Genomic DNA, 24,118 nt, shown 5'->3' on the forward strand with positions numbered 1-24,118 from the left:
GGTACAAGGGTTACGGCGGTCATAGCGTGGGGGAAACGCCCGGTCCCATTCCGAACCCGGAAGCTAAGACCCACAGCGCCGATGGTACTGCACCCGGGAGGGTGTGGGAGAGTAGGTCACCGCCGGACATACATTACGAAGGGCCCTGACAAGGATTGTCAGGGCCCTTCGACTTTAACCCCAAGACCGGTGCCGCCGGACGGCCAAAGGTCCGCGGGTAGGATTGACCCTCATGAGCAGCATCTTCAGCCACGCCCCGGACCCCTCCCAAGACGACGGCCGCCAGGCCTCGGATCCCTTGGAGCCCGTGGTGAACACCGTCCGCGTACCAGGACCGGTGGCCCGGGCTTTCGCAGGCTTCACCGACCACGCCCACCTGTGGTGGCCCTTGGAGCGGCACGGCGTCTACGGGGCCGGCTCCTATGTGGAGTTCGAGGAGAACCTCATCCTTGAGACGGCTGACGACGGCCGCACCAGCATCTGGGGGACCCTCGATGACTGGCAGCCGCCGCTGTCCTTCCATGCCTCTTGGCATCCCGGAACCACGGCGCTGTGGTCCACCGAGCTCCTGGTGGTGTTCCGCGCCGTTGAGGCGGAAACGGAGGTCCGGGTCTTCCATGAGGGCTGGGAAGGGGCCGAGGACCCGGTTGCTGCCCGCGAAGCCTATGTGGAGGCGTGGCCGTTGATCCTGGAACGGTTTGCACGGTTCATGGGTGCCGGCGACCCAACGGATGCCGCCCCTTCCGAAGGCCTGTCCTAGGCCATCCTCGCGGCAACGTCCGGTGGTACGGCGGTGCTGTGCCGGATCACGAATTCCGTAGGGTACTCCTGGTCCTGGGCTGCCGTAACTGCCGGACCGCCGTCGGGATCCCTGCCGGCGCCCTCCAGCAGGGCCAAAGCAGTCGCGGCCGCCAGCTTCCCCTGGCCCCGCGGGTCCTGGCTCACAGTGGTCAGCCCGAAGGTCTCTGCCAGCTCGTGCCCATCAATCCCCACCACGGAGAGATCCTCCGGGACCCGAAGGCCGAAGTCGCGCGCGGCAAGCATGACGCCCACCGCCATCTCATCGGAGGCGGCAAAGACTGCCGTGGGCCGTTCGGTGGGTGTTCCAAGCAGCCGGCGGCCTGCCGCGTAAGCGCCCTGGATGGTGAAGTCGGCAGTGGCATGCCACTCGGGCCGAAACCCAAGCCCTGCTGCCGCCATGGCCGCCGCGAAGCCCTTTTGCCGGAGCTGAGGAAGCTTGAAGTCCCTGTTCAGCCCCGCGTCCCCGGTGATATGCGCAATCCGGGTATGTCCCAGCCCAATCAGGTGGCTGGTGGCCATCTTCGCCAGGCCCTCGTCGTCGATCCTGATGGTGGACGCCCCGGGCAGGGCGCCTCCGATCACCACGATGGGACGGTGCACGGCCAGCAGCTGCCCGATCTCTTCCTCACTGAGCACCAGCGCCACGGCAATTACCGCATCCAGGCGTTTCCGCAGCAGGAAGTCGGTCAGGATGCTGTTGCGCCGCTCCGGCTGTTCACCCACGTTATAGAGCGTCAGGTCATAGCCGGCATCGAGCAGGGTTTCGGAAACGCCTTCCAGTACAGAAGAGAAGTACCAGCGCTGGACGTTGGGTACCACCAGCCCGATGTTGTGGTTCCGCCCTGAGGCGAGGCTCGACGCGTGGTAGGACGGAACGAACCCGAGTTCCCGGGCAGCCTCCTGGGCCAGCCGGCGGCTCTTGGAAGAGACGTTGGATTTGCCGCTCAGTGCCCGCGAGACGGTGGCCACCGACAGCCCGGCCCGGCTGGCAACTTCTTTGATGCCTGCCACGGTCAGAGGGCTGCTGCGGCGTCCGGTCCAAGCTGGATCCACGCGGTCTCACCGGAGGCAAGGGCGCGGCCCGCGCCTGCGGGCAGGCTGCGGATCAGGACATGTCCCGCAGGCATTTCCAGCGGCTCGTGGTTCAGGTTCATAACCACCAGCGTAGTGCCGTTCATGTAGCCCAGGGAGTAGCCGGTGCACCAGTCCTCGGCCCAGGACAAGGATCCCCTGCCCAGGTCCAGCTCCCGCCGGAAGGCCAGGGCGTCACGGTACAGGGACAGATGCGACGCCGGTGATTCCGCCTGCAGGTCCCTTGCCAGCGCCTTGAACGAGGCGGGAATGGGCAGCCAGGGGTCGCTGCCCGAGCCAAACCCCAGGTGCGGGTCCCCGCCCCGCCAGGGCAGCGGCACCCTGCAACCGTCACGGCCCAGCCGCTGGCCGCCGGTGCGGGCGAACGTGGGGTCCTGGCGCAGGTGGTCCGGAATGTCGATGCCGTCCGGCAACCCGAGCTCTTCGCCCTGGTACAGGTACGCGGCACCGGGGAGTCCCAGCATGAACATCGAGGCAGCGGCCGCGCGGCGGCGGCCAAGATCGTGGTCCGGCTGGTGATCTGCTGGGCCAATGCCGTCGCCGTCCCGCGGACCAAGCCCGTTGTACCCGAACCGGCTGGCGTGGCGGACCACGTCATGGTTCGACAGTACCCAGGTGCTGGGAGCACCTACCCCGTCGAGGACTGTCAGGGAGTCGGTGATGACGGAGCGGAGGCGGTAGACGTCCAGGCCCGCGTGGAGGTACGGGAAGTTGAACGCCTGGTGCATCTCGTCGGGCCGGACCCAGTGCGCCAGCCGGTGCAGGTCCACGCTGGCCTCGGCGCAGAGGATCCGGTCGGGTCCGTATTCGTCCAGGATCAGCCGCCATGTGCGGTAGATGTCGTGGACAGCTGGTTGGCCGAACATGGGAGCCTCATGGCCCGGGTACCCGTCGCTGCTGCCGCCGTCGGCGCGGCCGCCCCAGGCGGGCAGTCCGGGGGCCTTGACCAGCGCATGGGCGACGTCCACCCGGAAACCTGAGACGCCACGGTCCAGCCAGAAACGGAGCACGCGTTCGAATTCTGCGTGGACGGCGGGGTTGTCCCAGTTGAAGTCCGGCTGCGAGGAATCGAAGAGGTGGAGGTACCACTGCCCCGGCTGCCCGTCAGTTCCTGCCACCCGAGTCCAGGCAGGTCCGCCAAAGTGGGACTGCCAGTTGTTGGGTGGTTCCTGTCCGTCGTGGCCGGTCCCGTCCCGGAAGATGAACATGTCCCGCTCGGGGCTTCCGGCCGGCGCGGCAATGGCTGCCTGGAATGCCGGGTGCTGGTCGGAGCAGTGGTTGGGCACCAGGTCCACGATGACCCGCAGGCCCAGGCGGTGGGATTCGGCCATCATGACGTCGAAGTCGGCCAGCGTACCGAAGACCGGGTCCACGTCGCAGTAGTCGCTGACGTCATAGCCGGCGTCACGCTGCGGGGAACGGTAGAAGGGCGAGAGCCAGACTGCATCGACTCCCAGGTCTGCGAGATGCGGGAGCTCCTGGGTAATTCCCGCCAGGTCGCCAATGCCGTCGCCGTTCAAGTCACGGAAGGACCGGGGATAGACCTGGTAGATCACAGCAGAGCGCCACCAGCCCGGAGCCGTGTCAGCAGCATGGATGAGCGTCAGGGGACCGGCACAAGCCAGAGTGTCCTGGGTCACAGTTTCGACAGACATGGAAGTCAGCATAGCTGCGGCGTTCCAATTAACTGAAAACGCTTCCATAATTGTTTCGCGGCGCTCATCGCGCAGGCGAATGTATGCAGAGCAAGGGAACTGGAAACGATTACACGGGCAGGTAGCCGCGGTGTCAGCCGGCAGCGCACCTAGACTGGGAAGGTATGTCCGACGACGGGTGGAGGCTTTGTGGGAAGCATCGTTGACGAGCTGGAAGCCATCCTGGCGCCGGGCCAGGTGGACACGGGCGAGGTCCCGCTCCGCCGGTACGCCGTAGACCAGGCGCCTGTGATCGACTTCCAGCTTCCGCAGGCCGTGGTGTTTCCCGAATCAGTGGCGGACGTGCAGGCGGTGGTGAAAGCCTGCCTCGGCAGCGGGGTGGCGATCGTGCCCCGTGGCGCTGGAACGGGTGTATCCGGCGGTGCCCATGCCACCACCAACTGCATCATCCTCTCCCTGGAGCGGATGGACCGGATCCTCGCCCTGAACCCGGACGATGAAACCGCCATGGTGGAGCCCGGTGTGGTCAATGCCGTCCTGAATGAAGCGGCCGCAGAGCATGGACTCATGTACGCGCCGGACCCTGCCAGCTTCCGGAGCTCCACGATCGGTGGCAACGTTGCCACCAACGCCGGTGGCCTGCGCTGCGCCAAGTATGGGGTCACCCGGGACTCGATCCTGGCCCTGGATGTCGTTCTTGCGGACGGCTCCCTCATCCACACCGGCCACCAGACCTTCAAAGGCGTGGCGGGCTATGACCTCACGGGCCTCTTCGTGGGGTCCGAGGGCACGCTGGGCATCGTCGTCGGAATCACCGTGCGGCTGAAGTACCTGCCCCGGGAAGTACACACCATTGCCGCGTTCTACCCGGACTTTAGGCTTGCCGCCGCAGGCGTCCTGGCGGTGGGAAGGGCCCGCGTCCAGCCCGCCATCATGGAACTGCTCGACGGCGGCACGCTGGCCCAACTCGACGACATCCATGGCTCCGACCTCACCGCACGCGGAAAATCACTGCTGCTGATCCAGACAGACGGGTTTGGGGCTGCCGCGGAAGCCGATGTCGTGCGGCAGGTCCTGCGCGAAGGCGGGGCCGCCGTCAGCACCGAGGCCAGCGCCGAAGCCGAGCGGCTGGTGGAGCTGCGACGGCACAGCAGGGGCACCGAGGTGGACGACGAGTACCGTGTGGGCGAAGACGTCGCTGTTCCCCGCTCGCGCCTGGTGGACTACGTCGCGGCACTCGAGGCCATGGCCGCCGCCCAGCAGGTGCACCTCAAGGTGGTGGCACACGCGGGCGACGGGAACCTGCACCCCACATTCTGGATCGACCGGCAGGGCCCCGACGTTGAAGCCGGCGCCCTGGAGCGGCTCCAGGGGGCCCTGGACGAGTCCATTACCGCCGCCCTGGCAATGGGTGGAACCATCACGGGGGAGCACGGCGTGGGCCAGTACAAGCTGCGCTGGCTTGGCCAGGAACAGCCGGAGCCTATCCGGGAGCTCCAGCGCCGGATCAAGGAGCTGTTCGATCCTGCCGGAATCCTCAACCCCGGAAAGGCGATCTAGGCCTCAGTCGTCCGAATCCGGGTATTCGTCGTCTGATTCATCGGCACCATACCGGGATTCCTCGTTTTCCACCTCGAGGATCTTCAGCAGTTCGGTGTCCGGGTTCAGCATAATCGCGGCCTCGTCCCTGCGGTGCCGGAGGATCGAGTCGATGTAGGACTGTACGGCCTCTGCCAGCGGAATATGGCGCTCCTGCTTCTCCGACATGTACCACCGGTGCTCCAGGACCTCGTGCACCACCTCGGCGTGCTCGAGCTTGCCCGAGAGGTCCCGCGGGATGGAGCGCACGATCGGCTCGAAGATCTGGCTCACCCACAGGTGGGCGCTGTATTCCTCATCCATGTCCGGGTTGTTGTCCGCCCGGAACGAGTCCATGTCGTTGAGGAGGCGGCGGGCCTGGTTCTCCTGCGCATCCAGGCCGGTGAGCCGCAGCAGCCGCCGCTGGTGGTGCCCTGCGTCCACCACCTTGGGCTGCAGCTGGATGGTGGAGCCGTTCTGGGTGGTCTTGATGGCATATTCCTCGACGTCGAAGCCGAGCTCGTTCAGGCGCCGGATGCGGGCGCCCACCCGCCAGCGTTCGCCCAGCTCAAAGGATTCCTTCTCGGTCAGCTCAGCCCACAGCCGCCGGTAGCTGTCCATGATCAGCTCGCTGGTGGCCACGGGGTCCACCTTCTCCTCGATGAGGCCGCCGTCCAGCAGGTCCATCAGCTCGCCGGCGATGTTGACCCGGGCAATTTCAAGGTCGTATTCGCGCTGCCCTGTGGAGAGGTCGGGGTAAAGCTCGCCCGTTTCGGCGTCCACCAGGTACGCGGCGAAGGCGCCGGCGTCGCGGCGGAACAGCGTGTTGGACAGGGAGACGTCGCCCCAGTAAAAACCGATGAGGTGCAGGCGCACCAGCAGCAGGGCCTGCGCGTCGATGAGGCGGGTGAGGGTGTCCTTGCGCAGCATCTGGGAAAAGAGGGCGCGGTAGGGCATGGAGAATTTCAGGTGCCGGGTCACGAGGACCGGGTTGAGCGGGCGTCCGTCGGGGGTGGTGCGCCCGGTGATCACCGCAACCGGCTCCACGCACGGCACATCGAAGCGGGCCAGCTTGCGGAGCATGTGGTACTCGTGCCGGGCCACGTGCTCGGAGGTTTCCTTAATGGCGATGACAGAGCCGCCCAGGTGGGCAAAGCGCACGATGTGCCGGGAGATGCCTCGGGGGAGTGCCGCGAGGTACTGCGCCGGCCACTCCTCGAGGGCGATGTGCCACGGCAGGTCCAGCAGTTCGGGATCCGCCGCTGCCGCAGTGATATTCAGCGACGATGCTACCGAGGCTGCCTTGTTGTCATCGGCACTGGCTGCCACAAACCGCGGCAGTTTACCGATCTGCGCGTAGTCGGTGGGTTCATCGTGCCACTGGGCGCTGTATTCCTCGGTCATGGGTCAATTCTTCCGTACTCGGGGCAGGGCGGCTAAATTTCGCCCGGACATCGTTAAAGGCCGACGGCGGCCCGCACCGTATACGAAAAAGGTGCGGGCCGCCGTCGGACAAGCGGCGGTTGTGCCAGGCCCAACCGCCGGAGCCAAGGAATCAGTCGCCGAGGCGCAGGCCGGTCTTGGTGTCGAACAGGTGCACGTGGCCCGACTGCGGACGGACGTAGATGACCTCGCCCTTCATCGGGGGACGGCGGCCGTCGACGCGGGCCACGATGTCGTGGTCCTTGCCGTCGAGGTTGGTGTGGCCGTAGACGTAGGCGTCGGCGCCGAGTTCTTCGACGACGTCCACTTCCACCTTCAGGCCTTCACCCTGGGGAGCGGTTTCCAGGTCTTCGGGACGGCTGCCCAGCGTGACCGTGGAGCCGTGTGCCTCTTCGAGGACGTCGCGCGGCACGGGGTAGACGGTGCCGCCGAACTGGACGCCTCCGTCCACCACGGGAAGCTCCAGCAGGTTCATGGCGGGGGAGCCGATGAAGCCGGCAACGAAGACGTTCTTGGGGCGGTCGTAGAGGTTGCGCGGGGTGTCCACCTGCTGCAGCAGGCCGTCCTTCAGCACGGCCACGCGGTCGCCCATGGTCATGGCTTCAACCTGGTCGTGCGTCACGTAGACGGTGGTGACGCCGAGGCGGCGGGTCAGGGACGCGATCTGGGTGCGGGTCTGGACGCGGAGCTTGGCGTCCAGGTTGGACAGCGGCTCATCCATGAGGAAGACCTGGGGGTTACGAACGATGGCGCGGCCCATGGCAACACGCTGGCGCTGGCCGCCGGAGAGTGCCTTCGGCTTGCGGTCCAGGTACTGCTCAAGGTCAAGGAGCTTTGCGGCTTCGCGGACGCGCTCGGCGCGCTCTTCCTTGGAGACACCGGCGATCTTCAGGGCGAAGCCCATGTTGTCGGCCACAGTCATGTGCGGGTACAGCGCGTAGTTCTGGAAAACCATCGCGATGTCGCGGTCCTTCGGCGGAACATCGGTAACGTCACGGTCACCGATCAGGATGCGGCCGGCGTTGACGTCCTCCAGGCCTGCGAGCATGCGCAGGGAGGTGGACTTGCCGCAACCGGAGGGTCCCACGAGGACCAGGAATTCGCCATCGGCGATGTCGATGTTGAGCTTATCGACGGCGGGCTTATCTGTGCCCGGGTACAGACGCGTAGCGTTATCAAAAGTAACTGTAGCCACAGTTATCAATCCCTTCACCGGCAGGTACGTGCCGGACGATCCGTTGTGAATGGTTCATGTTTATTCAGTTTTGTTCCTGCAAAGTGCTCCGAGCCTGAGCCCGGGGCACAAAATGACGCCGCACGCTGGTTGTGCGCCACATCACACACAGAGTATGCCAGAGGTTGCGCTTCCTTGCGAAAATGTTACGAACGTCACAGGTGCCGCTGGCCGTGTCCTAACCTGACGCGGCCTGCGGATCCTCCTCGGCAACCGCGATGCTCCGCTCCTGGAGCAGGGCCTCCAGCAGTTCCGCAATGTGGACGGGAGCCTCCACCCGGTATTGGGCCTGGGTGAAATCAAGACCTACCTTGACCCCCACGTCGCCCGGTTCGAGCCGGCCAAAAGCGTCCTCGTCCGTGACGTCGTCGCCGGCGAACAGCACGGCAGTGGCCCCGGTGGCCTGCCGCAGGAAGGTGACACCTTCGCCCTTGGAGGCATTGACAACCGAAGTCTCCAGGACGCGTTTTCCTTCCTTCAGGAAGACTCCCTTGCGGTCCTGGAGCACCGACCGTGCTGCCGCCACTGCATCTTCTGCCACGTCGTCCTCCGCCTGGCGGGTATGCAGGACGACGCCGGCAGGCTTGTCCTCCAGGGAGGTGCCGGGCGCCTCGGCGACGATGCCGGCCAACCCGGCGCGGACCTCTTCAAGGAGCGCCTTCTGGTCCTCTTCAAGGGCCAGTTCGGTGGAGCCCGGCCCCAGCCACGCCTCGGCGCCATGGCTGCCGATCAGCAACGTGTCGACCGGCGGGGAGGCGACCTCCCGCAGGCTGGCGAGGGCGCGTCCGGAGATGAGGGCCGTCGTCGTGCGTGGCAGCACGGCGAGGCCCGCGAACGCTGCGGCGGACCGCGGAAGCGGCCGCGCATCCTGTGCGCGGCCCACGATGGGCGCCATGGTGCCATCAAAATCCATGGCCACGAGCAGGTGCTCCGTGCCGGCGATCCGGCGCAGGGCCTCCCGCAGTTCCGGGGAGAGCGCCAGCGGCGCCTTGGCGCGGCGGCCCTCAGGAGTCATCGCGGACCACCTTTTCATTCAGCGCGCGCAGGAAGTCGGCGGACCAGTGGTCCACGTCGTGGTCCAGGATCTGCTTTCGCATGGCCCTCATCCGGCGCGAGGCCTCCCGCGGGGTCAGCTCGACGGCGGTCATGATGGTGTTCTTCAGGCCGGCGATGTCGTGCGGGTTGATCAGCAGCGCCTGCTTCAGCTGGTCGGCCGCCCCGGCGAACTCGCTCAGGACCAAGGCGCCGTCGTTGTTGTTGCGCGCGGTGACATATTCCTTGGCCACGAGGTTCATCCCGTCCCGCAGGGCGGTGACCAGCATGACGTCCGCGGCCAGGTACAGCGCCACCATCTCCTCCACGGGGTAGCTGTGGTGCAGATAGCGGACGGCGGTGTTTTCGAGGGTGTCGTAGGTGCCGTTGATGTGTCCAACGGTGCCTTCCACCTCCTCGCGCAGGAGCCGGTACTGTTCCACGCGCTCCCGGCTGGGGGAGGCAACCTGGATGAGGGTCGCGTCACCCACCGTGAGCCGGCCGTCCGCCAGGAGCTCCTCGAAGGCTTTCAGCCGGTGCCGGATGCCCTTGGTGTAATCCAGCCGGTCCACGCCGAGCAGGATGGTCTTGGGGTTGCCAAGGTCCTGACGGATCTGCCGGGCGCGTTCGATGATGTCCGGCCTGGCAGCGAGTTCGGTGATTTGCTTGACGTCGATGGAGATGGGGAAGGCCTGCGCCCGCGCGATGTGGGTCAGCTGGCCGTTGTGGTCCTTGACGTGCACCTGCTGCTGCTTGACGCTGGCACCCAGGAAGCGGCGCGCGGAGCGCATGAAGTTTCCAGCGTCGCTGGGCCGCTGGAAGCCCACCAGGTCGGCACCCAGCAGGCCGTCGATGATGGCCTGGCGCCACGGGAGCTGGGCAAAGATCTCAGGCGGCGGGAACGGGATGTGGTTGAAGAAGCCGATTCGCAGGTCCGGCCGTGCTTCGCGGAGCAACCGGGGCACCAGCTGCAGCTGGTAGTCCTGCACCCACACGGTGGCCCCCTGGTCCGCGTGGCGCACCACGGCGTCGGCGAACCTGCGGTTAACCCGGCGGTAGGCGTCCCACCAGGTGCGGTGGAACTCCGGCGGGGCGATGACGTCGTGGTACAGCGGCCAAAGGCTGGCGTTGGAGAACCCTTCGTAGTACAGCTCCACGTCATCGGTGCTGAGCTGTACTGGAACGAGGTCCATGCCGCCGTGGCTGAACGGCTCGACCGTCTCGTCGGGGGCACCATGCCAGCCCACCCAGGCGCCGTCCGTCTTGGTCATCATCGGTGCGAGGGCGGTCACCAGCCCTCCGGGCGACCGGCGCCAGCCGGAGCCGTCATCGCTGTCGTCCCCCGGTGCCACGCGGTCGACGGGCAGCCTGTTGGAGACCACCATGAAGTCGTACTTGGTATGGCCGGCGTGGCCGGAACCGGAACTGCCGGCCGTAGCTGTTCCGGCTGGTTTTTCCTGGACGGGTGTTTGCATTGCGGCCCCCTGGGGTTGCTTGTGCCTCTAAGCCACCCTAGCCGGACGGAATCATCGGGGCTATTCGTCCGTTGGTCAACCCGGAAGAATGGTTGAACCCGCAAGCTCTCAGCTTTCTCCCCTAAAATGTTGGGGTGCCACCAAGTGGTCCCCCTACGTCGACCGACCCAAGGAACTCATGAGCCCCGCAAACGAAGTACGTAAGTCCAAGGCTGAGCGAACCGCCGAGGCGCGGGAAAAAGCGCGCCTGATCCGCGAAGCGCAGGTAAAGAAGGACAAGCGCAACAAGATGCTGATCGGCTGGGGCATCGTGGCGGCGGTCGTGGCCATCCTGGTGGTGGTGGCCCTGGTGGTCACCAACAGCCTCAAGCAAAACGCACCGGTTGCGGACCAGGGCCCCGTTCCGGCCAATGCCAACGCCCACGGCGGCGTGACCCTGCTGGCCAACACGGGTGTGGCCAAGACCGAAGCGGCAACCGTTGACGCGGCTTCCGTGGCGGACGCCCCGAAGACTCCGCCCGCCGAGGTAGTGGCCCCGGGTGCCGAGGCAGAGGCAGGCAAGCCGGTGAAGGTTGTCCTCTACATCGACTTCATCTGCCCCGTCTGCAAGAACTTCGAGGCCCAGTACAACGACCAGCTCACCTCGCTGCGCAATGACGGCAAGATCACCGTGGAATACCGTGCCCTCGGCTTCCTGGACAGCCGGTCAACCACCAACTACTCGTCCCGCGCCGCCAACGCCGCGGCCTGTGTGGTCAACGCGTCACCGGAGAAGTACTCCGACTTCTTCAACGCGCTGTTTGCCAAGCAGCCCGCGGAGGGCAGCGCAGGCCTGTCGGACAACGACCTGAAGAAGATGGCCTCCGACCTGGGCGTGAACATCGACTCCTGCGTGGATGACAAGACGTACCGCCCGTTCGTGAAGTTCACCACCAAGGAAGCAGCGGCCATCGGCGTGACCGGTACGCCTACGGTGTTCGTGGACGGCAAGCAGTGGGGCAAGGGGGACAGCGCCCAGACGCCGTTCCCGGACTTCCTGCAGGCAGCCATCACGGCCAAGGGCTAAGGGCCAACAGCCAGGGCAGGGGCCCGCTCCGGATCGTCTCCGGGGCGGGCCCCTGCCGCGTCCGGCGGCGTTCCGGCGCGTTTTTACGCCCGGCGGGAGTTGGGCTAACCTTATCTAGCGCCTTCCCGGCGCACGCCCCCAGGGGCACGCCTCCTTAGCTCAGTTGGCCAGAGCACCGCTCTTGTAAAGCGGGGGTCGTCGGTTCGAATCCGACAGGGGGCTCCACGCCACCTCCGGGTCTAAGCTGGATCCATCCGAATAATCAGCCTGCTGACTAAAGGAGGATGGGTGCCATGCCCAAGACCGGCAAGAACGACCATGCCCGCAGGGACGAGCTTCCCTCGACCCTGCAGCGTTCTGACCAGAAGGCCCAGGACACGTTCGCGAAAACCTACGATTCCGCCCTTGAGTCCTACGACCAGGACGAAGAGCGCGCTGCCCGTGCAGCCTACGCCTCCCTGAAGCACAGCTATGAGAAGGTGGGCGACCACTGGGAGCCCAAGGAAAAGCGCGGCCCCTCTGACAAGCACGCGGAGCAGGGCATCCGTTCGTCCGAACCCACCGCCGGCGGCGTCGATGCCAACGCCTCAAAGGAGCACCTCTACAAGCTCGCCAGGGAATTGGATGTCAAGGGCCGCTCGAAGATGGACAAGGACCAGCTGGTCCACGCTCTCCAGAAGGCCAATGACGCCGCTACCCGCAAAGCCCGCAGCAAATAGCCTGTGCTCTTGCCGTCCCGCCGTCCCAAGGTGTCGAATCAGAGGACACGTCCGGTCTGGTCGGCAATGATGCCAGGAGGTTCCAATGTCGGTGAAGAGCTCCAGGGAGTCAGCGCGGGCAGCGGGCGGCAGGAACGGGCCTGATTCGAAGCGGGCAGACCAGGCCGCCGGCATCGCGGCGCAGGACCCGGCCCGGATCCGGAACGTGGCCCTGGTGGGGCACTCCGGCGCCGGGAAGACCTTGCTGATCGAGGCGCTGCTGGCAGCCAACGGGGTGATTACCCGCAAGGGCTCCATCGCGGACGGGTCCACGGTCAGCGACTCGGACCCGGCAGCGGTCCACCAGCAACGCTCGGTCACGCTGTCGCTGGTGCCGCTGATGGTCGACGACGTCAAAGTGAACCTCCTGGACACCCCCGGCTACCCGGACTTCATCGGGGAGCTGAGGGCGGGGCTCAGGGCCTCGGATGCCGCCCTTTTTGTGGTGTCCGCCGTGGACGGCATCGACGCGACCACCACCGCGCTCTGGGCCGAGTGCGCGCACATGGGCCTGCCACGCGCCGTCGTCATCACCAGGGTGGACCACCCGCGGGCGGATTACGACGGCGCCCTGGCCGCCTGCCAGAAAGCGTTCGGCGACGGCGTGCTCCCGCTGTACGTCCCGGTGCCGGACGAAGGCGGGGCAGCCGGCCTCCTCGGCCTGCTGTCCCAGGAGGTGACTGACTACTCCTCCGGAGATCCCGCACCGGAGGTCCGTCCAGCCGCCCCGGAGGAACTTGCAGCCACCGGCGCCGCGCGGGGCGCCCTGGTCGAGGGCATCATCGCCGAGAGCGAAGACGAAACCCTGATGGACCGCTACCTGGAAGGGGAGGACATCGATACAGGGGTGCTGGCGGACGACCTGGAAACCGCCGTCGCCCGGGGCTCGTTCTTTCCCGTCCTGCCAACGTCCGCCGTCACAGGACTCGGCACGGCGGAACTGCTCGATGTCCTGGTGCGCGCCTTCCCGGCACCATTGGAAGGCAAACTGCCGGACACGACCGACCTCGCGGGGGAACCGGGTGGAAGACTGTCCTGCGATCCCGATGGGCCGCTCGCCGCTGAAGTAGTGCGGACCTCAAACGATCCCTTCCTGGGCCGCATCTGCCTGGTGCGGGTTTTCTCCGGGACGCTGCGGGAAGACACTCCTGTCCACGTAGGCGGACACGGCCTGGCTGACCGCGGGCACCAGGACCACGACACCGATGAACGAGTCACCCACATTTACTCCCCGTTGGGTGCCAGCCTGCGGCCTGTTCCCTTCTCCGTGGCAGGTGACATGTGCGCCCTGGCGAAGCTGGGCAGCGCTGAAACCGGGGACACCATTTCCGCCCGGGAAAGCCCACTGCTGCTGGCCACGTGGGAGATGCCCGAACCGCTGCTGCCGGTTGCCGTGGAAGCGGATTCCCGCAGCGACGAAGATGCGCTGGCCCGCAGCCTGGGCCGGATCGCGGCCGGGGATCCCACCCTGCGGGTGGAGCGGAACGCTGAAACGCACCAGCTGGTGTTGTGGTGCATGGGTGAGGCACACGCCGAGGTGGTCCTGGACCGGCTGCGGGAACAGGGCGTCAAACTGCACACCGTGGACGTGGTGACACCGCTGCGGGAGACCTTCGCTGCCCCCGCCACCGGCCATGGACGCCACGTCAAGCAGTCCGGCGGCCACGGCCAGTACGCCGTGTGCGACATCCAGGTTGAACCGCTGGACCGCGGCGGCGGGTTCGAATTCGTGGACAAGACAGTGGGCGGGGTCATCCCGGGAACGTTCATCCCGTCCATCGAAAAAGGAGTCCGGGCCCAAATGGACAGGGGAGTGTCTGCGGGTTTTCCCGTGGTGGACCTGCGGGTGACCCTGACCGGCGGGAAAGCCCACAGCGTCGATTCCTCCGACGCGGCATTCCAGGCGGCGGGGGCCCTGGCCCTCCGCGAGGCGGCGGCCGCCGGAAAAATCCAGCTCCTGGAACCGGTGTCCTCCGTGTCCATCACCGTTGCCGACGAACATGTGGGCACCGTGATGAGCGATTTGTCCGGCCGGCGCGGACGCCTCACCGGCACCACCTCCTCCGGCGAAGGGCTGACGGAGATCAGCGCCGAAGTCCCGGACCAGGAACTCCTGCGGTACGCAGTGGAACTGCGGGCCCTGACGGCAGGTACGGGCCGGTTCCGCCGGCAGTACCTGCGGCACGACCCCGTTCCCCCCAACTTCAGCCCGTCCTGATCCGCCCGGCCAGGAACAGCCCGAAGGGAACGGCCGCCGGTGAACGCCGCAGCACGAAAGATCCAGAACGTCTACCTGACGCTGACGCTGGGAAACACCCTTGCGGCGTCGTTCATCTGGGGCATCAACACGCTCTTCCTGCTCGATGCCGGGCTCACCAACCTGGAAGCCTTCGCGGCCAACGCCTTCTTCACGGCAGGCATGGTGCTCTTCGAGGTGCCCACCGGGGTGGTGGCCGACAGCTGGGGGCGCCGCACGTCCTTCCTGCTGGGCACTGTGACCCTGGCCGGGTCCACCTACCTGTACTACCTGCTGTGGCAGTTGTCGGCTCCGTTCTGGTGGTGGGCAGCAGTGTCTGCACTGCTGGGCCTTGGCTTCACCTTCTTCTCGGGGGCCGTGGAGGCCTGGCTGGTGGACGCCCTCCACTTTTCCGGCTACGACGGTGGCCTCGAAGTCGTCCTGGGCCGGGGCCAGATGGTTTCCGGCATCGCCATGCTGGCCGGGTCAGTTGCGGGCGGGGTCATTGCCCAGGCCACCAACCTGGGCGTGCCGTTCCTGCTGCGCGTCGCGGTGCTGGTGGCCATGTTCGCTGTTGCCTTCCTGCTCATGCACGACGTCGGCTTCACCCCCGAGCGGTCGGCGCACCCCCTGCAGGCCACCCGCGCAGTCCTGCAGGCCTCGGTGGACGGCGGACTGAAGAACCCCCCGGTGCGGTTCATGATGCTGGCCGCCCCGTTCACGGAGGGCGTGGGATTCTACGTTTTCTACGCCCTCCAGCCCTACCTTCTGCAGCTCTTCGGCGATCCCAGGGCCTACGCCATCGCAGGCCTGGCAGCAGCCATCGTTGCCGGCGCGGACATCGTGGGCGGCTGGCTTGCCCCGCTGGTCCGGAAGCTGGTCCGCCGGCGCACCACGGTACTGATCGCCTCCACCATCACCAGCTCCGTGGTCCTGGTGGTGCTCCTGGCCACCCACATCTTCTGGCTGGCCCTGGTGCTCCTGGCGCTCTGGGCGGTGGTTGCCTCCGCCGGCACCCCCGTGCGCCAGGCGTACCTCAACGACATGATCGCCTCGAAGCAGCGGGCCACCGTCCTGAGCTTCGCCTCGCTCATGGGGTCCAGCGGGGGAGTGGTGGTGCAGCCGCTGCTCGGGAGGACCGCGGACCTTTACGGCTACCCGGCGTCACTGGCCCTGGGCGGCGCGGTGCAGCTGCTGGCGGCCCCCTTCATCGTGCTGAGCCGCCGCCGGCGCTCGCCGGCAGATGCGGCAACCGGCGTGGCCGCGCCCTGAGCAGTTGCCCGGAACCGCCACGGGCGCACGCAGGAAGGCCCCCGCTGCCAGGACTCGGTCCGGGGCGGCGGGGGCCAACAGGTGCACGGGTGGGGTGTTTCCTACTTGATGCCTGCCTCCACCGTTTCGCTGGCGGCAGGCGCCGGTTTCTCTGCTGCCGGCGGAGGGCTGGTCTTGAGCTTGAAGCGCTTGCCAATGTTGCCGCCGCCACCGCTGCGGTTCTTGTTGAAGATGTCGAAGCCGACGGCGATAAGGAGCACCAGGCCCTTGATGAGCTGCTGGTAGTCGGTGCCCAGGCCCAGGATGGACATGCCGTTGTTGAGGACACCCATGATGAGGCCACCGATCATGGCTCCGGCCACTGTTCCGATGCCGCCGGTGACGGCGGCGCCGCCAATGAACGCCGCGGCGATGGAGTCGAGTTCGAAGCCGGTTCCGCCGGCCGGCTGTGCCGAGTTGAGGCGGGCGGTGAAGACCAGGCCGGCCAGTGCGGCCAGGACGCCCATGTTCACGAAGAGACGGAAGGTAACGGCCTTGGTCTTGATGCCTGACAGCTCAGCTGCGTGGAGGTTGCCGCCGATGGCGTACGTGTGGCGCCCGAAGACGCTGTTGTTCATCAGGGCGGTGTAGGCGATTACCAGTGCGGCCAGCACCACCAGGACGATCGGCGTGCCCCGGTAGGACGCCAGCAGGAAGGTGATGACGAGCATGAGCAGGGCCGTGAAGGCGGTCTTGATGACGAACCAGACCAGGGGTTCGCTTTCGAGATCGAACTTCCGGCGGATCCTGCGCTCCTTGAGCGCCTGGATCAGCAGGGCAACCGTGGCGCCAACGCCCAGGATGACGGTGAGCCATTCCAGCACGGAGGTGCCGCCGGAGATGTCCGGGAGGAATCCTCCGCCCAGGGCCCGCAGCTCGGCGGGGAAGGGGGTGATCTGCTGGTTCTTCAGGGTGATGAGGGTCAGCCCCCGGAAGATCAGCATGCCCGCCAGCGTGACGATGAAGGCCGGGATCCCCACGTAGGCGATCCAGTAGCCCTGCCAGGCACCCACCAGGGCGCCGACCAGCAGGCAGGCTGGGATGGCGGCCCACCACGGCCAGCCCCAGTGCACGATCATGACACCGGCCACGGCGCCGATGAACCCGGCCACCGACCCGACGGAAAGGTCGATGTGCCCGGCGATGATCACCATCACCATGCCGATGGCCAGGATGAGGATGTAGCTGTTCTGGACCACCAGGTTGGTGACGTTCTGCGGTTCCAGCAGGATCCCGCCCGTCAGTCCCTGGAACAGCAGGACGATCAGGATCAGGGCAACGAAGATGCCGACCTGGCGGAGGCGGCTGGTGAGGAATCCGAGCGATTCTCGTAGGGCGGACATTTCGCTATTCCTTCTCTTTGGTCATGTAGTGCATCAGGGTCTCCTGTGTGGCCTCGGCGATGGGCACCTCACCGGTGATGTGCCCGGCAGCGAGGGTGTAAATTCGGTCGCAGATGCCCAGGAGCTCGGGAAGCTCCGAGGAAATCACAATGACGGCTTTTCCTTCGGCAGCGAGTTTGGCGATGATCGTGTAGATCTCGTACTTGGCCCCGACATCGATTCCGCGGGTGGGCTCATCGAGGATGAGTACGTCCGGGTCGGAGAACATCCATTTGCTCAGTACCACCTTCTGCTGGTTTCCGCCGGACAGCTTCCCGGTGATGGCGGCCACCGACGGGGCTTTGATGTTCATGCTCGTGCGGTAGCCGTTGGCCACCACGGTTTCCTGGTTCTTGTCCACGAAGCCGCGCTTGGCGAGCTTGCGCAGGGCTGCCAGGGAAATGTTCCGCTTGATGTCCTCGATGAGGTTCAGCCCGTAGTGCTTCCGGTCCTCGGTGGCGTAGGCGATGCCGTGCCTGATGGCGTCGGACACCGTTGCGGTGTTGATTTCCTCGCCGTACTTGTAGACCTTGCCGGAGGTGGCGGTGCCGTAGGTGCGGCCGAAGACGCTCATGGCAAGTTCGGTGCGGCCGGCACCCATGAGGCCGGCAAGGCCCACCACCTCGCCCTTCCTGACGTGGAGGTTGGCGTTGTTGACCACCATGCGGCTGTGGTCCTGGGGGTGGCGCACGGACCAGTCCTCAATCCGCAGCACTTCCTCGCCGATTCGCGGCTCGCGGTCCGGGTACAGGCTCTCCAGGTCCCGGCCCACCATGCCGCGGATGATCCGCTCCTGGGTGATCTGGCCTTCGTCGAGCCGCAGGGTCTCGATAGTCCTGCCGTCCCGGATGATGGTGACGGCGTCCGCCACCTTGCGGATCTCATTGAGTTTGTGGCTGATGATGATGCTGGTGACGCCCTGGCCCTTCAGGTGGAGGATCAGGTCCAGCAGGTGGCCGGAATCCTCGTCATTGAGGGCGGCCGTGGGCTCGTCCAGGATCAGCAGCTTCACTTCCTTGGACAATGCCTTGGCGATTTCCACCAGCTGCTGCTTACCGACACTGATGTGCTGCACGGGGGTGACAGGATTCTCGTCCAGGCCAACGCGGGCCAGCAGCTTGGCTGCCTCGAGGTTGGTCTTGCGCCAGTCCACCCATCCATTGGTGGCCTGTTCATTGCCCAGGTAGATGTTCTCGGCGATGGAGAGGAACGGGCTCAGGGCCAGTTCCTGGTGGATGATGACAATCCCGCGCTTCTCGCTGTCCGAGATGCTGGAGAAGTTGCAGGGTTCGTTCTCGAACAGGATCTCCCCGTCGAAAGTGTTGTGTGCATAGACGCCGGACAACACTTTCATGAGCGTTGATTTGCCGGCCCCGTTTTCACCGCAGATGGCGTGGACCTCGCCACGGTTCACATCCAGGGTGACGTCCTGCAGCGCTTTCACGCCCGGGAACGTCTTGGTGATTCCTCGCATTTGAAGAATGGGTGTGTTCATCGTCAATTCCCACTGACTGGTCGAAGCTGGGCCTTCCTGCTGCTGCAGGAGGCTGCGGGCGGGGCTGTGGCCGGATGGAGGTCCGGCCACAGCCCCCGGGTGCTGACTACTTGACGTCGGAGTCCTTGTAGTAACCCGAGTCGATCAGTTCCTTCTTGTAGTTGTCCTTGGTGATGATCACGGACTTCAGCAGGAAGGCCGGGACAACCTTGACCTTGTTGTTGTAGGTCTTGGTGTCGTTGGTTTCCGGTTCCTGGCCCTTGAGGACAGCATCAACCATCTTGACGGCCTGCGCGCCGAGCTGGCGGGTGTCCTTGAAGATGGTGGAGTACTGCTCGCCGGCGACGATGGACTTCACGGAACCCTTTTCGGCGTCCTGGCCGGTTACCACGGGCAGGCTTCCCTTGGCGTAGCCGCCGGTGCTGGTGAGGGCCGAGATGATGCCGATGGACAGGCCGTCATACGGGGACAGGACGCCGTTCAGCTTGGTGCCGGAGCTGTACGCGGAGGTGATGATGTCCTCCATGCGCTTCTGGGCCACGGGTGCCTGCCAGCGGAGGATCGCTGCCTGCTCAAACTTGGTCTGTCCGCTGGGGACCTTCAGGGTGCCGGCATCCATGTACGGCTTGAGGGTGTCCATGGCGCCGGTCCAGAAGAAGTTGGCGTTGTTGTCGTCGGGGCTGCCCGCGAAAAGCTCGATGTTGAAGGGGCCCTTGCCGTCCACCTTCTTGCCGCTGGCATCGACCAGGCCCAGCCCGGTCAGCAACGAGGTGGCCTGCTGGACACCAACCGTGTAGTTGTCGAACGTGGTGTAGTAGTCGACGTTGGGCGTGCCGTTGATGAGGCGGTCGTACGCGATGACCTTGACGTTCTGCTCCTTGGCCTTGGCCAGGACGTCAGTCAGGGTGGTGCCGTCAATGGCGGCGATGATCAGGGCCTTGGCGCCCTTGGTCAGCATGTTCTCGATCTGCGACACCTGCGTGGGGATATCGTCATTGGCGAACTGCAGGTCCGTCTTGTAGCCGAGGTCCTTCAGGGACTTCTCCACGTTGGCGCCGTCAGCGATCCACCGTTCGGATGTCTGCGTGGGCATTGAAATGCCTACCAGTGAATCACTGGGCTTGGCGGCACCGCTGGATTCGCTGGCCCCGCCGCGGGAGCCGCAACCTGTGGCGCCCACCGTCAGGGCGAGGACAAGGGCCACCGCGCCCATCAGTTTTTTGATTCTCACCATTTTCTCCTTCCGCGGCAGCACTGCCGCGAAGTGTTGGTGGACCAGGCAGCACCAGTGCTCCCTGGTCCTGGCCACATTGTTGATGTGTCGGTTCAATATAGACCGGTTTGTGAACGCTAACAAGAGTGCCCGGCAGGAATTTCGGAAACTTTTCGGCTTCATTGACTTCTTCTTTGTTAGCGTTCACACTTGCTGCAGCACATAGCTACACCCTGACCCCTACAAACCCGGTAATGAGGCCTAAGCCTCCCGGACGGAGGCAACCCCATGCCAGATGCGCTGTTCACTCCCGGCTCCGAGTCCCGCCATGACCATTGCGTCATCGGGGTGGATTACGGAACCCTTTCAGGCCGTGCCGTGGTGGTGCGTGTCCGCGACGGCAAGGAACTGGGCAGCGCCGTCCATGAGTACCCCCACGCCGTGGTTACCGACGTCCTGCCCCGGGACACCGCGGGCGACGCCGGCGCCCGCCTTCCCGGGGAATGGGCACTTCAGGTGCCCAACGACTACCGGGACGTCCTGCGGACCGCCGTCCCCGCCGCGGTGGCGGACGCCGGGATCGACCCCGCCGCCGTCGTCGGCATTGCCACGGATTTCACTGCCTGCACCATGGTTCCGGTTAAGTCGGACGGCACGCCCCTCAACGAACTGCCCGGCTTCGCCAACCGCCCGCACGCCTATGTAAAGCTCTGGCGCCACCATGCTGCGCAGGGCCAGGCCGACCGGATCAACCGGCTTGCCGCTGAACGGGGGGAGGACTGGCTTCCCCGTTACGGGGGCCTGATCTCCTCCGAATGGGAATTCGCCAAGGGGCTGCAGCTGCTGGAGGAGGACCCGGAGGCCTACGCCGCGATGGACCACTGGGTGGAGGCTGCGGACTGGATCGTCTGGCAGCTCTGCGGCCGGTATGTCCGCAACGCCTGCACTGCCGGCTACAAGGGCATCTACCAGGATGGCCGGTATCCGTCGGAGGATTTCCTGGCCGCCCTGAACCCGGACTTCAAGGACTTTGTCAGCTCCAAGCTGGAGCACACCATCGGCCAGCTGGGGGACGCCGCCGGCACCCTGACGGCGGAGGCAGCCGCCTGGACCGGGCTGCCGGAGGGCATCGCGGTGGCCGTGGGAAACGTTGACGCCCATGTCACGGCCCCGGCCGCGAAGGCGGTGGACTCCGGCCAGCTGGTGGCGATCATGGGCACCTCCACCTGCCACGTCATGAACGGCAGCGAGCTGCGCGAGGTACCGGGAATGTGCGGTGCCGTGGATGGTGGCATCGTGCCGGGCCTGTGGGGCTACGAGGCCGGACAGTCAGGCGTGGGAGACATCTTCGGCTGGTTCACCAAGTACGGCGTCCCGCCCGAATACCACCAGGCTGCCGAGGGCGCCGGACTGGGGATCCACGAGTACCTCACCGAACTGGCATCCCGGCAGGCCATCGGAGAGCACGGCCTGATCGCGCTCGACTGGCATTCCGGCAACCGTTCGGTCCTGGTGGACCACGAGCTTTCGGGCATTGTGGTGGGCCAGACCCTGGCCACAAGGCCCGAGGACACCTACCGCGCGCTGCTGGAAGCCACCGCCTTTGGAACCCGCACCATCGTGGACGCCTTCCGCGACGCCGGGGTTCCGGTCAAGGAATTCATCGTGGCCGGCGGCCTGCTCAAGAACAAACTCCTGATGCAGATCTACGCAGACGCCACCGGCCTGCAGCTGTCCACCATCGGCTCGGATCAGGGTCCGGCCCTGGGATCGGCCATCCACGCTGCTGTCGCAGCGGGCGAATACGCGGACATCCGTGCGGCCGCCGCGGCCATGGGCGCCGAGCCCGGGGAGGTCTACACCCCAATTCCCGAAAACGCGGCCGCTTACGAAGAACTGTTCCAGGAATACAAGGCCCTCCACGACTACTTCGGCAGGGGCGGCAACGACGTCATGCACCGGCTCAAGGCCATCCAGCGCAAAGCCGCGCGCACCGGCCTCTCCGGCGCAGGCTCCGTTTCCGAATCACCCGTGGAGGTGTCCGCATGAGCGCCGCAGCAGGCGCCGGAACCGGCCTCCTGGAAACCATCGCCCGTGTCCGGGCGGAGGTGTGCGCCCTGCACGCCGAGCTGACCCGGTATGGCCTGGTGGTGTGGACCGCGGGCAACGTCTCCGCCCGCGTGCCCGGCACCGACCTCATGGTCATCAAGCCCTCCGGTGTCTCGTACCAGGACCTGGCCCCGGAGCAGATGATCGTGACCGACCTGTACGGCACCCCGGTCAGGGGCACCAACCTTGGTGGGGGCGGCACGGTGGACTGGGGCAACCCGCCGCTGTCGCCGTCGTCGGACACCGCCGCGCACGCCTATGTGTACCGGCACATGCCGGAGGTGGGCGGGGTGGTGCATACCCACTCCACCTACGCCACCGCCTGGGCCGCCCGGGGCGAAGCCATCCCGTGCGTGCTGACCATGATGGGGGACGAGTTCGGCGGCTCCATCCCGGTGGGCCCGTTCGCGCTGATCGGCGACGACTCGATCGGCCACGGGATCGTGGAGACACTGAAGAATTCCAAATCCCCGGCGGTCCTGATGCAGAACCACGGCCCGTTCACCATCGGCAAGGACGCCCGGTCCGCCGTGAAGGCCGCCGTCATGTGCGAGGAAGTGGCCCGCACCGTGCACATTTCCCGGCAACTGGGCGAGCCGCTGCCCATCAACCAGGACCACATCGACTCCCTCTACGCCCGCTACCAGAACGTTTACGGCCAATAACCGGCCCAAGACTCTTCCCAGGAGAATCCATGAGCACCGCAGCAAACACCTCCCTCGACGGCTACGAAGTCTGGTTCCTCACCGGCAGCCAGCACCTCTACGGGGAGGAAGTCCTCAAGCAGGTGGCCGCCCAGTCGCAGGAGATCGCCAACCAGCTCAATGCCTCCTCGTCGGTTCCCGTGCGGATCGTGTGGAAGCCGGTCCTGACCGACTCCGATGCCATCCGGCGCACCGCCCTGGAGGCAAACTCGGATGACTCGGTCATCGGAGTGACGGCCTGGATGCACACCTTCAGCCCGGCCAAGATGTGGATCCAGGGCCTGGACCTGCTGCGCAAGCCCCTGCTGCACCTGCATACGCAGGCCAACCGCGACCTGCCATGGGCGGACATCGACTTCGACTTCATGAACCTGAACCAGGCCGCCCACGGCGACCGCGAATTCGGCTACATCCAGTCCCGCCTGGGCATCGCCCGGAAGACCGTCGTCGGGCACGTCTCCAACCCCGAGGTAGCCCGCCAGGTGGGCTCCTGGCAGCGCGCCGCCGCCGGCTGGGCCGCCGTCCGGAGCCTGAAGCTCACCCGCTTCGGCGACAACATGCGCAACGTCGCCGTGACCGAAGGCGACAAGACCGAGGCCGAGCTGCGCTTCGGCGTCGCGGTCAACACCTGGTCCGTCAACGAGCTCGCGGACGCCGTCCACGGTGCTGCAGAGTCCGACGTCGACGCCCTGGTGGCCGAGTATGAGGACCTTTACGACGTGGTGCCGGAGCTCCGCGCAGGCGCGGCCCGGCACGAATCGCTGCGGTATGGCGCCCGGATCGAACTGGGCCTGCGCAGCTTCCTGGAAGGCAATGGCTCCGCCGCCTTCACCACGTCCTTCGAGGACCTCGGTGCCCTCCGCCAGCTGCCGGGCCTGGCCGTGCAGCGGCTCATGGCCGCCGGGTACGGGTTCGGCGCCGAGGGCGACTGGAAGACCGCCATCCTGGTCCGCGCCGCCAAGGTGATGGGCGCCGGCCTGCCCGGCGGCGCATCCCTCATGGAGGACTACACGTACCACCTGGAACCCGGCTCCGAAAAGATCCTGGGCGCCCACATGCTCGAGGTTTGCCCCTCCCTCACGGCAGCAAAGCCGCGGCTGGAAATCCACCCCCTGGGTATCGGCGGCAAGGAAGACCCTGTCCGGTTGGTGTTCGACGCCGACGCCTCGCCGGGCGTCGTCGTCGCCCTGTCCGACATGCGGGACCGTTTCCGCCTGGTGGCCAACGCCGTCGACGTCGTTCCCCTGGACCAGCCGCTGCCCAACCTCCCCGTGGCCCGCGCCCTGTGGGAGCCGAAGCCGGACTTCGCCACCTCGGCCGCCGCCTGGCTGACCGCCGGCGCCGCCCACCACACCGTGCTCTCCACCCAGGTGGGCATGGACGTCTTCGAGAACTTCGCCGAAATCGCCAAAACCGAACTGCTCACCATCGACGAAGGCACCACCATCCGCCAGTTCAAGAAGGACCTGAACTGGAACGCCGCCTACTACAAACTGGCCGGCGGGATCTGACCCAGTGGCACGGCTGAGGTGCC

At 66.2% G+C, this 24,118-nt stretch carries 18 protein-coding genes, 1 tRNA gene and 1 rRNA gene; 11 read left to right on the forward strand and 9 right to left on the reverse strand.

Annotated features, from left to right (window positions below; all coding sequences use genetic code 11):
* Window positions 1-11 precede the first annotated feature (11 nt).
* A 5S ribosomal RNA gene (gene rrf / locus MRBLMD1_RS21060) occupies window positions 12-128 on the forward strand.
* Between the two features lie 104 nt (window positions 129-232).
* A complete protein-coding gene (locus tag MRBLMD1_RS21065; RefSeq protein WP_275181894.1) occupies window positions 233-760 on the forward strand; it encodes a hypothetical protein in 528 nt (175 codons plus the stop codon).
* Here the strand turns inward: MRBLMD1_RS21065 and MRBLMD1_RS21070 are convergent.
* Window positions 757-1,812, reverse strand: coding sequence for a LacI family DNA-binding transcriptional regulator (locus MRBLMD1_RS21070; RefSeq protein WP_224024992.1), 1,056 nt, complete (start codon window positions 1,810-1,812; stop codon window positions 757-759). The two genes, MRBLMD1_RS21065 and MRBLMD1_RS21070, sit on opposite strands and share 4 nt — an antisense overlap.
* Before the next feature lie 2 nt (window positions 1,813-1,814).
* Window positions 1,815-3,548, reverse strand: coding sequence for a glycoside hydrolase family 13 protein (locus MRBLMD1_RS21075; RefSeq protein ID WP_414703721.1), 1,734 nt, complete (start codon window positions 3,546-3,548; stop codon window positions 1,815-1,817).
* 189 nt (window positions 3,549-3,737) lie between these two features.
* Between MRBLMD1_RS21075 and MRBLMD1_RS21080 the strand changes: the two genes are divergently transcribed.
* The gene (locus tag MRBLMD1_RS21080) at window positions 3,738-5,108 is read left to right on the forward strand and encodes an FAD-binding oxidoreductase (protein ID WP_364403424.1); all 1,371 of its coding nucleotides are present in this window, start codon (window positions 3,738-3,740) and stop codon (window positions 5,106-5,108) included.
* 3 nt (window positions 5,109-5,111) lie between these two features.
* On the opposite strand, the gene MRBLMD1_RS21085 is transcribed toward MRBLMD1_RS21080, so the two are convergent.
* From MRBLMD1_RS21085 to MRBLMD1_RS21100, 4 genes are all read right to left on the reverse strand, one after another.
* On the reverse strand, window positions 5,112-6,530 hold the full coding sequence (locus tag MRBLMD1_RS21085) for a DUF4032 domain-containing protein (RefSeq protein ID WP_364403427.1): 1,419 nt from the start codon (window positions 6,528-6,530) through the stop codon (window positions 5,112-5,114).
* A gap of 151 nt (window positions 6,531-6,681) precedes the next feature.
* Window positions 6,682-7,764: an ABC transporter ATP-binding protein gene (locus tag MRBLMD1_RS21090; protein WP_159632896.1), complete on the reverse strand. Its 1,083-nt coding sequence runs from the start codon at window positions 7,762-7,764 to the stop codon at window positions 6,682-6,684.
* Between the two features lie 217 nt (window positions 7,765-7,981).
* Entirely contained in the window at window positions 7,982-8,818 is an 837-nt protein-coding gene (gene otsB / locus MRBLMD1_RS21095; protein ID WP_364403431.1) for a trehalose-phosphatase, read from the reverse strand.
* Window positions 8,808-10,310 (reverse strand): alpha,alpha-trehalose-phosphate synthase (UDP-forming), encoded by a 1,503-nt coding sequence (locus tag MRBLMD1_RS21100; RefSeq protein WP_275181889.1) that lies wholly within the window; start codon window positions 10,308-10,310, stop codon window positions 8,808-8,810. Before MRBLMD1_RS21100 ends, otsB begins: the two co-directional genes overlap by 11 nt.
* Before the next feature lie 178 nt (window positions 10,311-10,488).
* Between MRBLMD1_RS21100 and MRBLMD1_RS21105 the strand changes: the two genes are divergently transcribed.
* The 5 genes from MRBLMD1_RS21105 (at window position 10,489) to MRBLMD1_RS21125 (ending at window position 15,642) form a co-directional block, all read left to right on the forward strand.
* Complete coding sequence (locus MRBLMD1_RS21105; RefSeq protein WP_364403434.1) at window positions 10,489-11,376, forward strand: DsbA family protein; 888 nt, start codon at window positions 10,489-10,491, stop codon at window positions 11,374-11,376.
* Window positions 11,377-11,524: 148 nt separating this feature from the next.
* A tRNA-Thr gene (locus MRBLMD1_RS21110) sits at window positions 11,525-11,601 on the forward strand.
* A 68-nt stretch (window positions 11,602-11,669) separates the two neighbouring features.
* Window positions 11,670-12,095, forward strand: a complete 426-nt coding sequence (locus MRBLMD1_RS21115) for a ChaB family protein (RefSeq protein WP_364403437.1) — start codon at window positions 11,670-11,672, stop codon at window positions 12,093-12,095.
* Window positions 12,096-12,180: 85 nt separating this feature from the next.
* A complete protein-coding gene (locus MRBLMD1_RS21120) occupies window positions 12,181-14,352 on the forward strand; it encodes an elongation factor G-like protein EF-G2 (protein WP_364403440.1) in 2,172 nt (723 codons plus the stop codon).
* Between the two features lie 39 nt (window positions 14,353-14,391).
* Entirely contained in the window at window positions 14,392-15,642 is a 1,251-nt protein-coding gene (locus MRBLMD1_RS21125) for an MFS transporter (RefSeq protein ID WP_224025002.1), read from the forward strand.
* A gap of 101 nt (window positions 15,643-15,743) precedes the next feature.
* Here MRBLMD1_RS21125 and mmsB read toward each other — a convergent pair whose 3' ends face one another.
* From mmsB to chvE, 3 genes are all read right to left on the reverse strand, one after another.
* The gene (gene mmsB, locus MRBLMD1_RS21130) at window positions 15,744-17,024 is read right to left on the reverse strand and encodes a multiple monosaccharide ABC transporter permease (protein WP_159632888.1); all 1,281 of its coding nucleotides are present in this window, start codon (window positions 17,022-17,024) and stop codon (window positions 15,744-15,746) included.
* A 4-nt stretch (window positions 17,025-17,028) separates the two neighbouring features.
* Window positions 17,029-18,558, reverse strand: a complete 1,530-nt coding sequence (gene mmsA, locus MRBLMD1_RS21135; protein ID WP_224025004.1) for a multiple monosaccharide ABC transporter ATP-binding protein — start codon at window positions 18,556-18,558, stop codon at window positions 17,029-17,031.
* A gap of 106 nt (window positions 18,559-18,664) precedes the next feature.
* Window positions 18,665-19,792 (reverse strand): multiple monosaccharide ABC transporter substrate-binding protein, encoded by a 1,128-nt coding sequence (gene chvE, locus MRBLMD1_RS21140; RefSeq protein WP_224025006.1) that lies wholly within the window; start codon window positions 19,790-19,792, stop codon window positions 18,665-18,667.
* Between the two features lie 267 nt (window positions 19,793-20,059).
* Between chvE and araB the strand changes: the two genes are divergently transcribed.
* The 3 genes from araB to araA are packed head-to-tail and all read left to right on the forward strand — an operon-like array spanning window position 20,060 to window position 24,095.
* Window positions 20,060-21,820 (forward strand): ribulokinase, encoded by a 1,761-nt coding sequence (gene araB, locus MRBLMD1_RS21145; protein WP_364403444.1) that lies wholly within the window; start codon window positions 20,060-20,062, stop codon window positions 21,818-21,820.
* Window positions 21,817-22,545 (forward strand): L-ribulose-5-phosphate 4-epimerase, encoded by a 729-nt coding sequence (locus MRBLMD1_RS21150; RefSeq protein ID WP_364403446.1) that lies wholly within the window; start codon window positions 21,817-21,819, stop codon window positions 22,543-22,545. Before araB ends, MRBLMD1_RS21150 begins: the two co-directional genes overlap by 4 nt.
* Window positions 22,546-22,574: 29 nt before the next feature.
* Window positions 22,575-24,095, forward strand: coding sequence for an L-arabinose isomerase (gene araA / locus MRBLMD1_RS21155; RefSeq protein WP_364403448.1), 1,521 nt, complete (start codon window positions 22,575-22,577; stop codon window positions 24,093-24,095).
* Window positions 24,096-24,118 lie beyond the last annotated feature (23 nt).

This window comes from Pseudarthrobacter sp. LMD1-1-1.1 (assembly GCF_040676255.1).
In the GTDB taxonomy this organism is placed as follows: Bacteria; Actinomycetota; Actinomycetes; order Actinomycetales; family Micrococcaceae; genus Arthrobacter.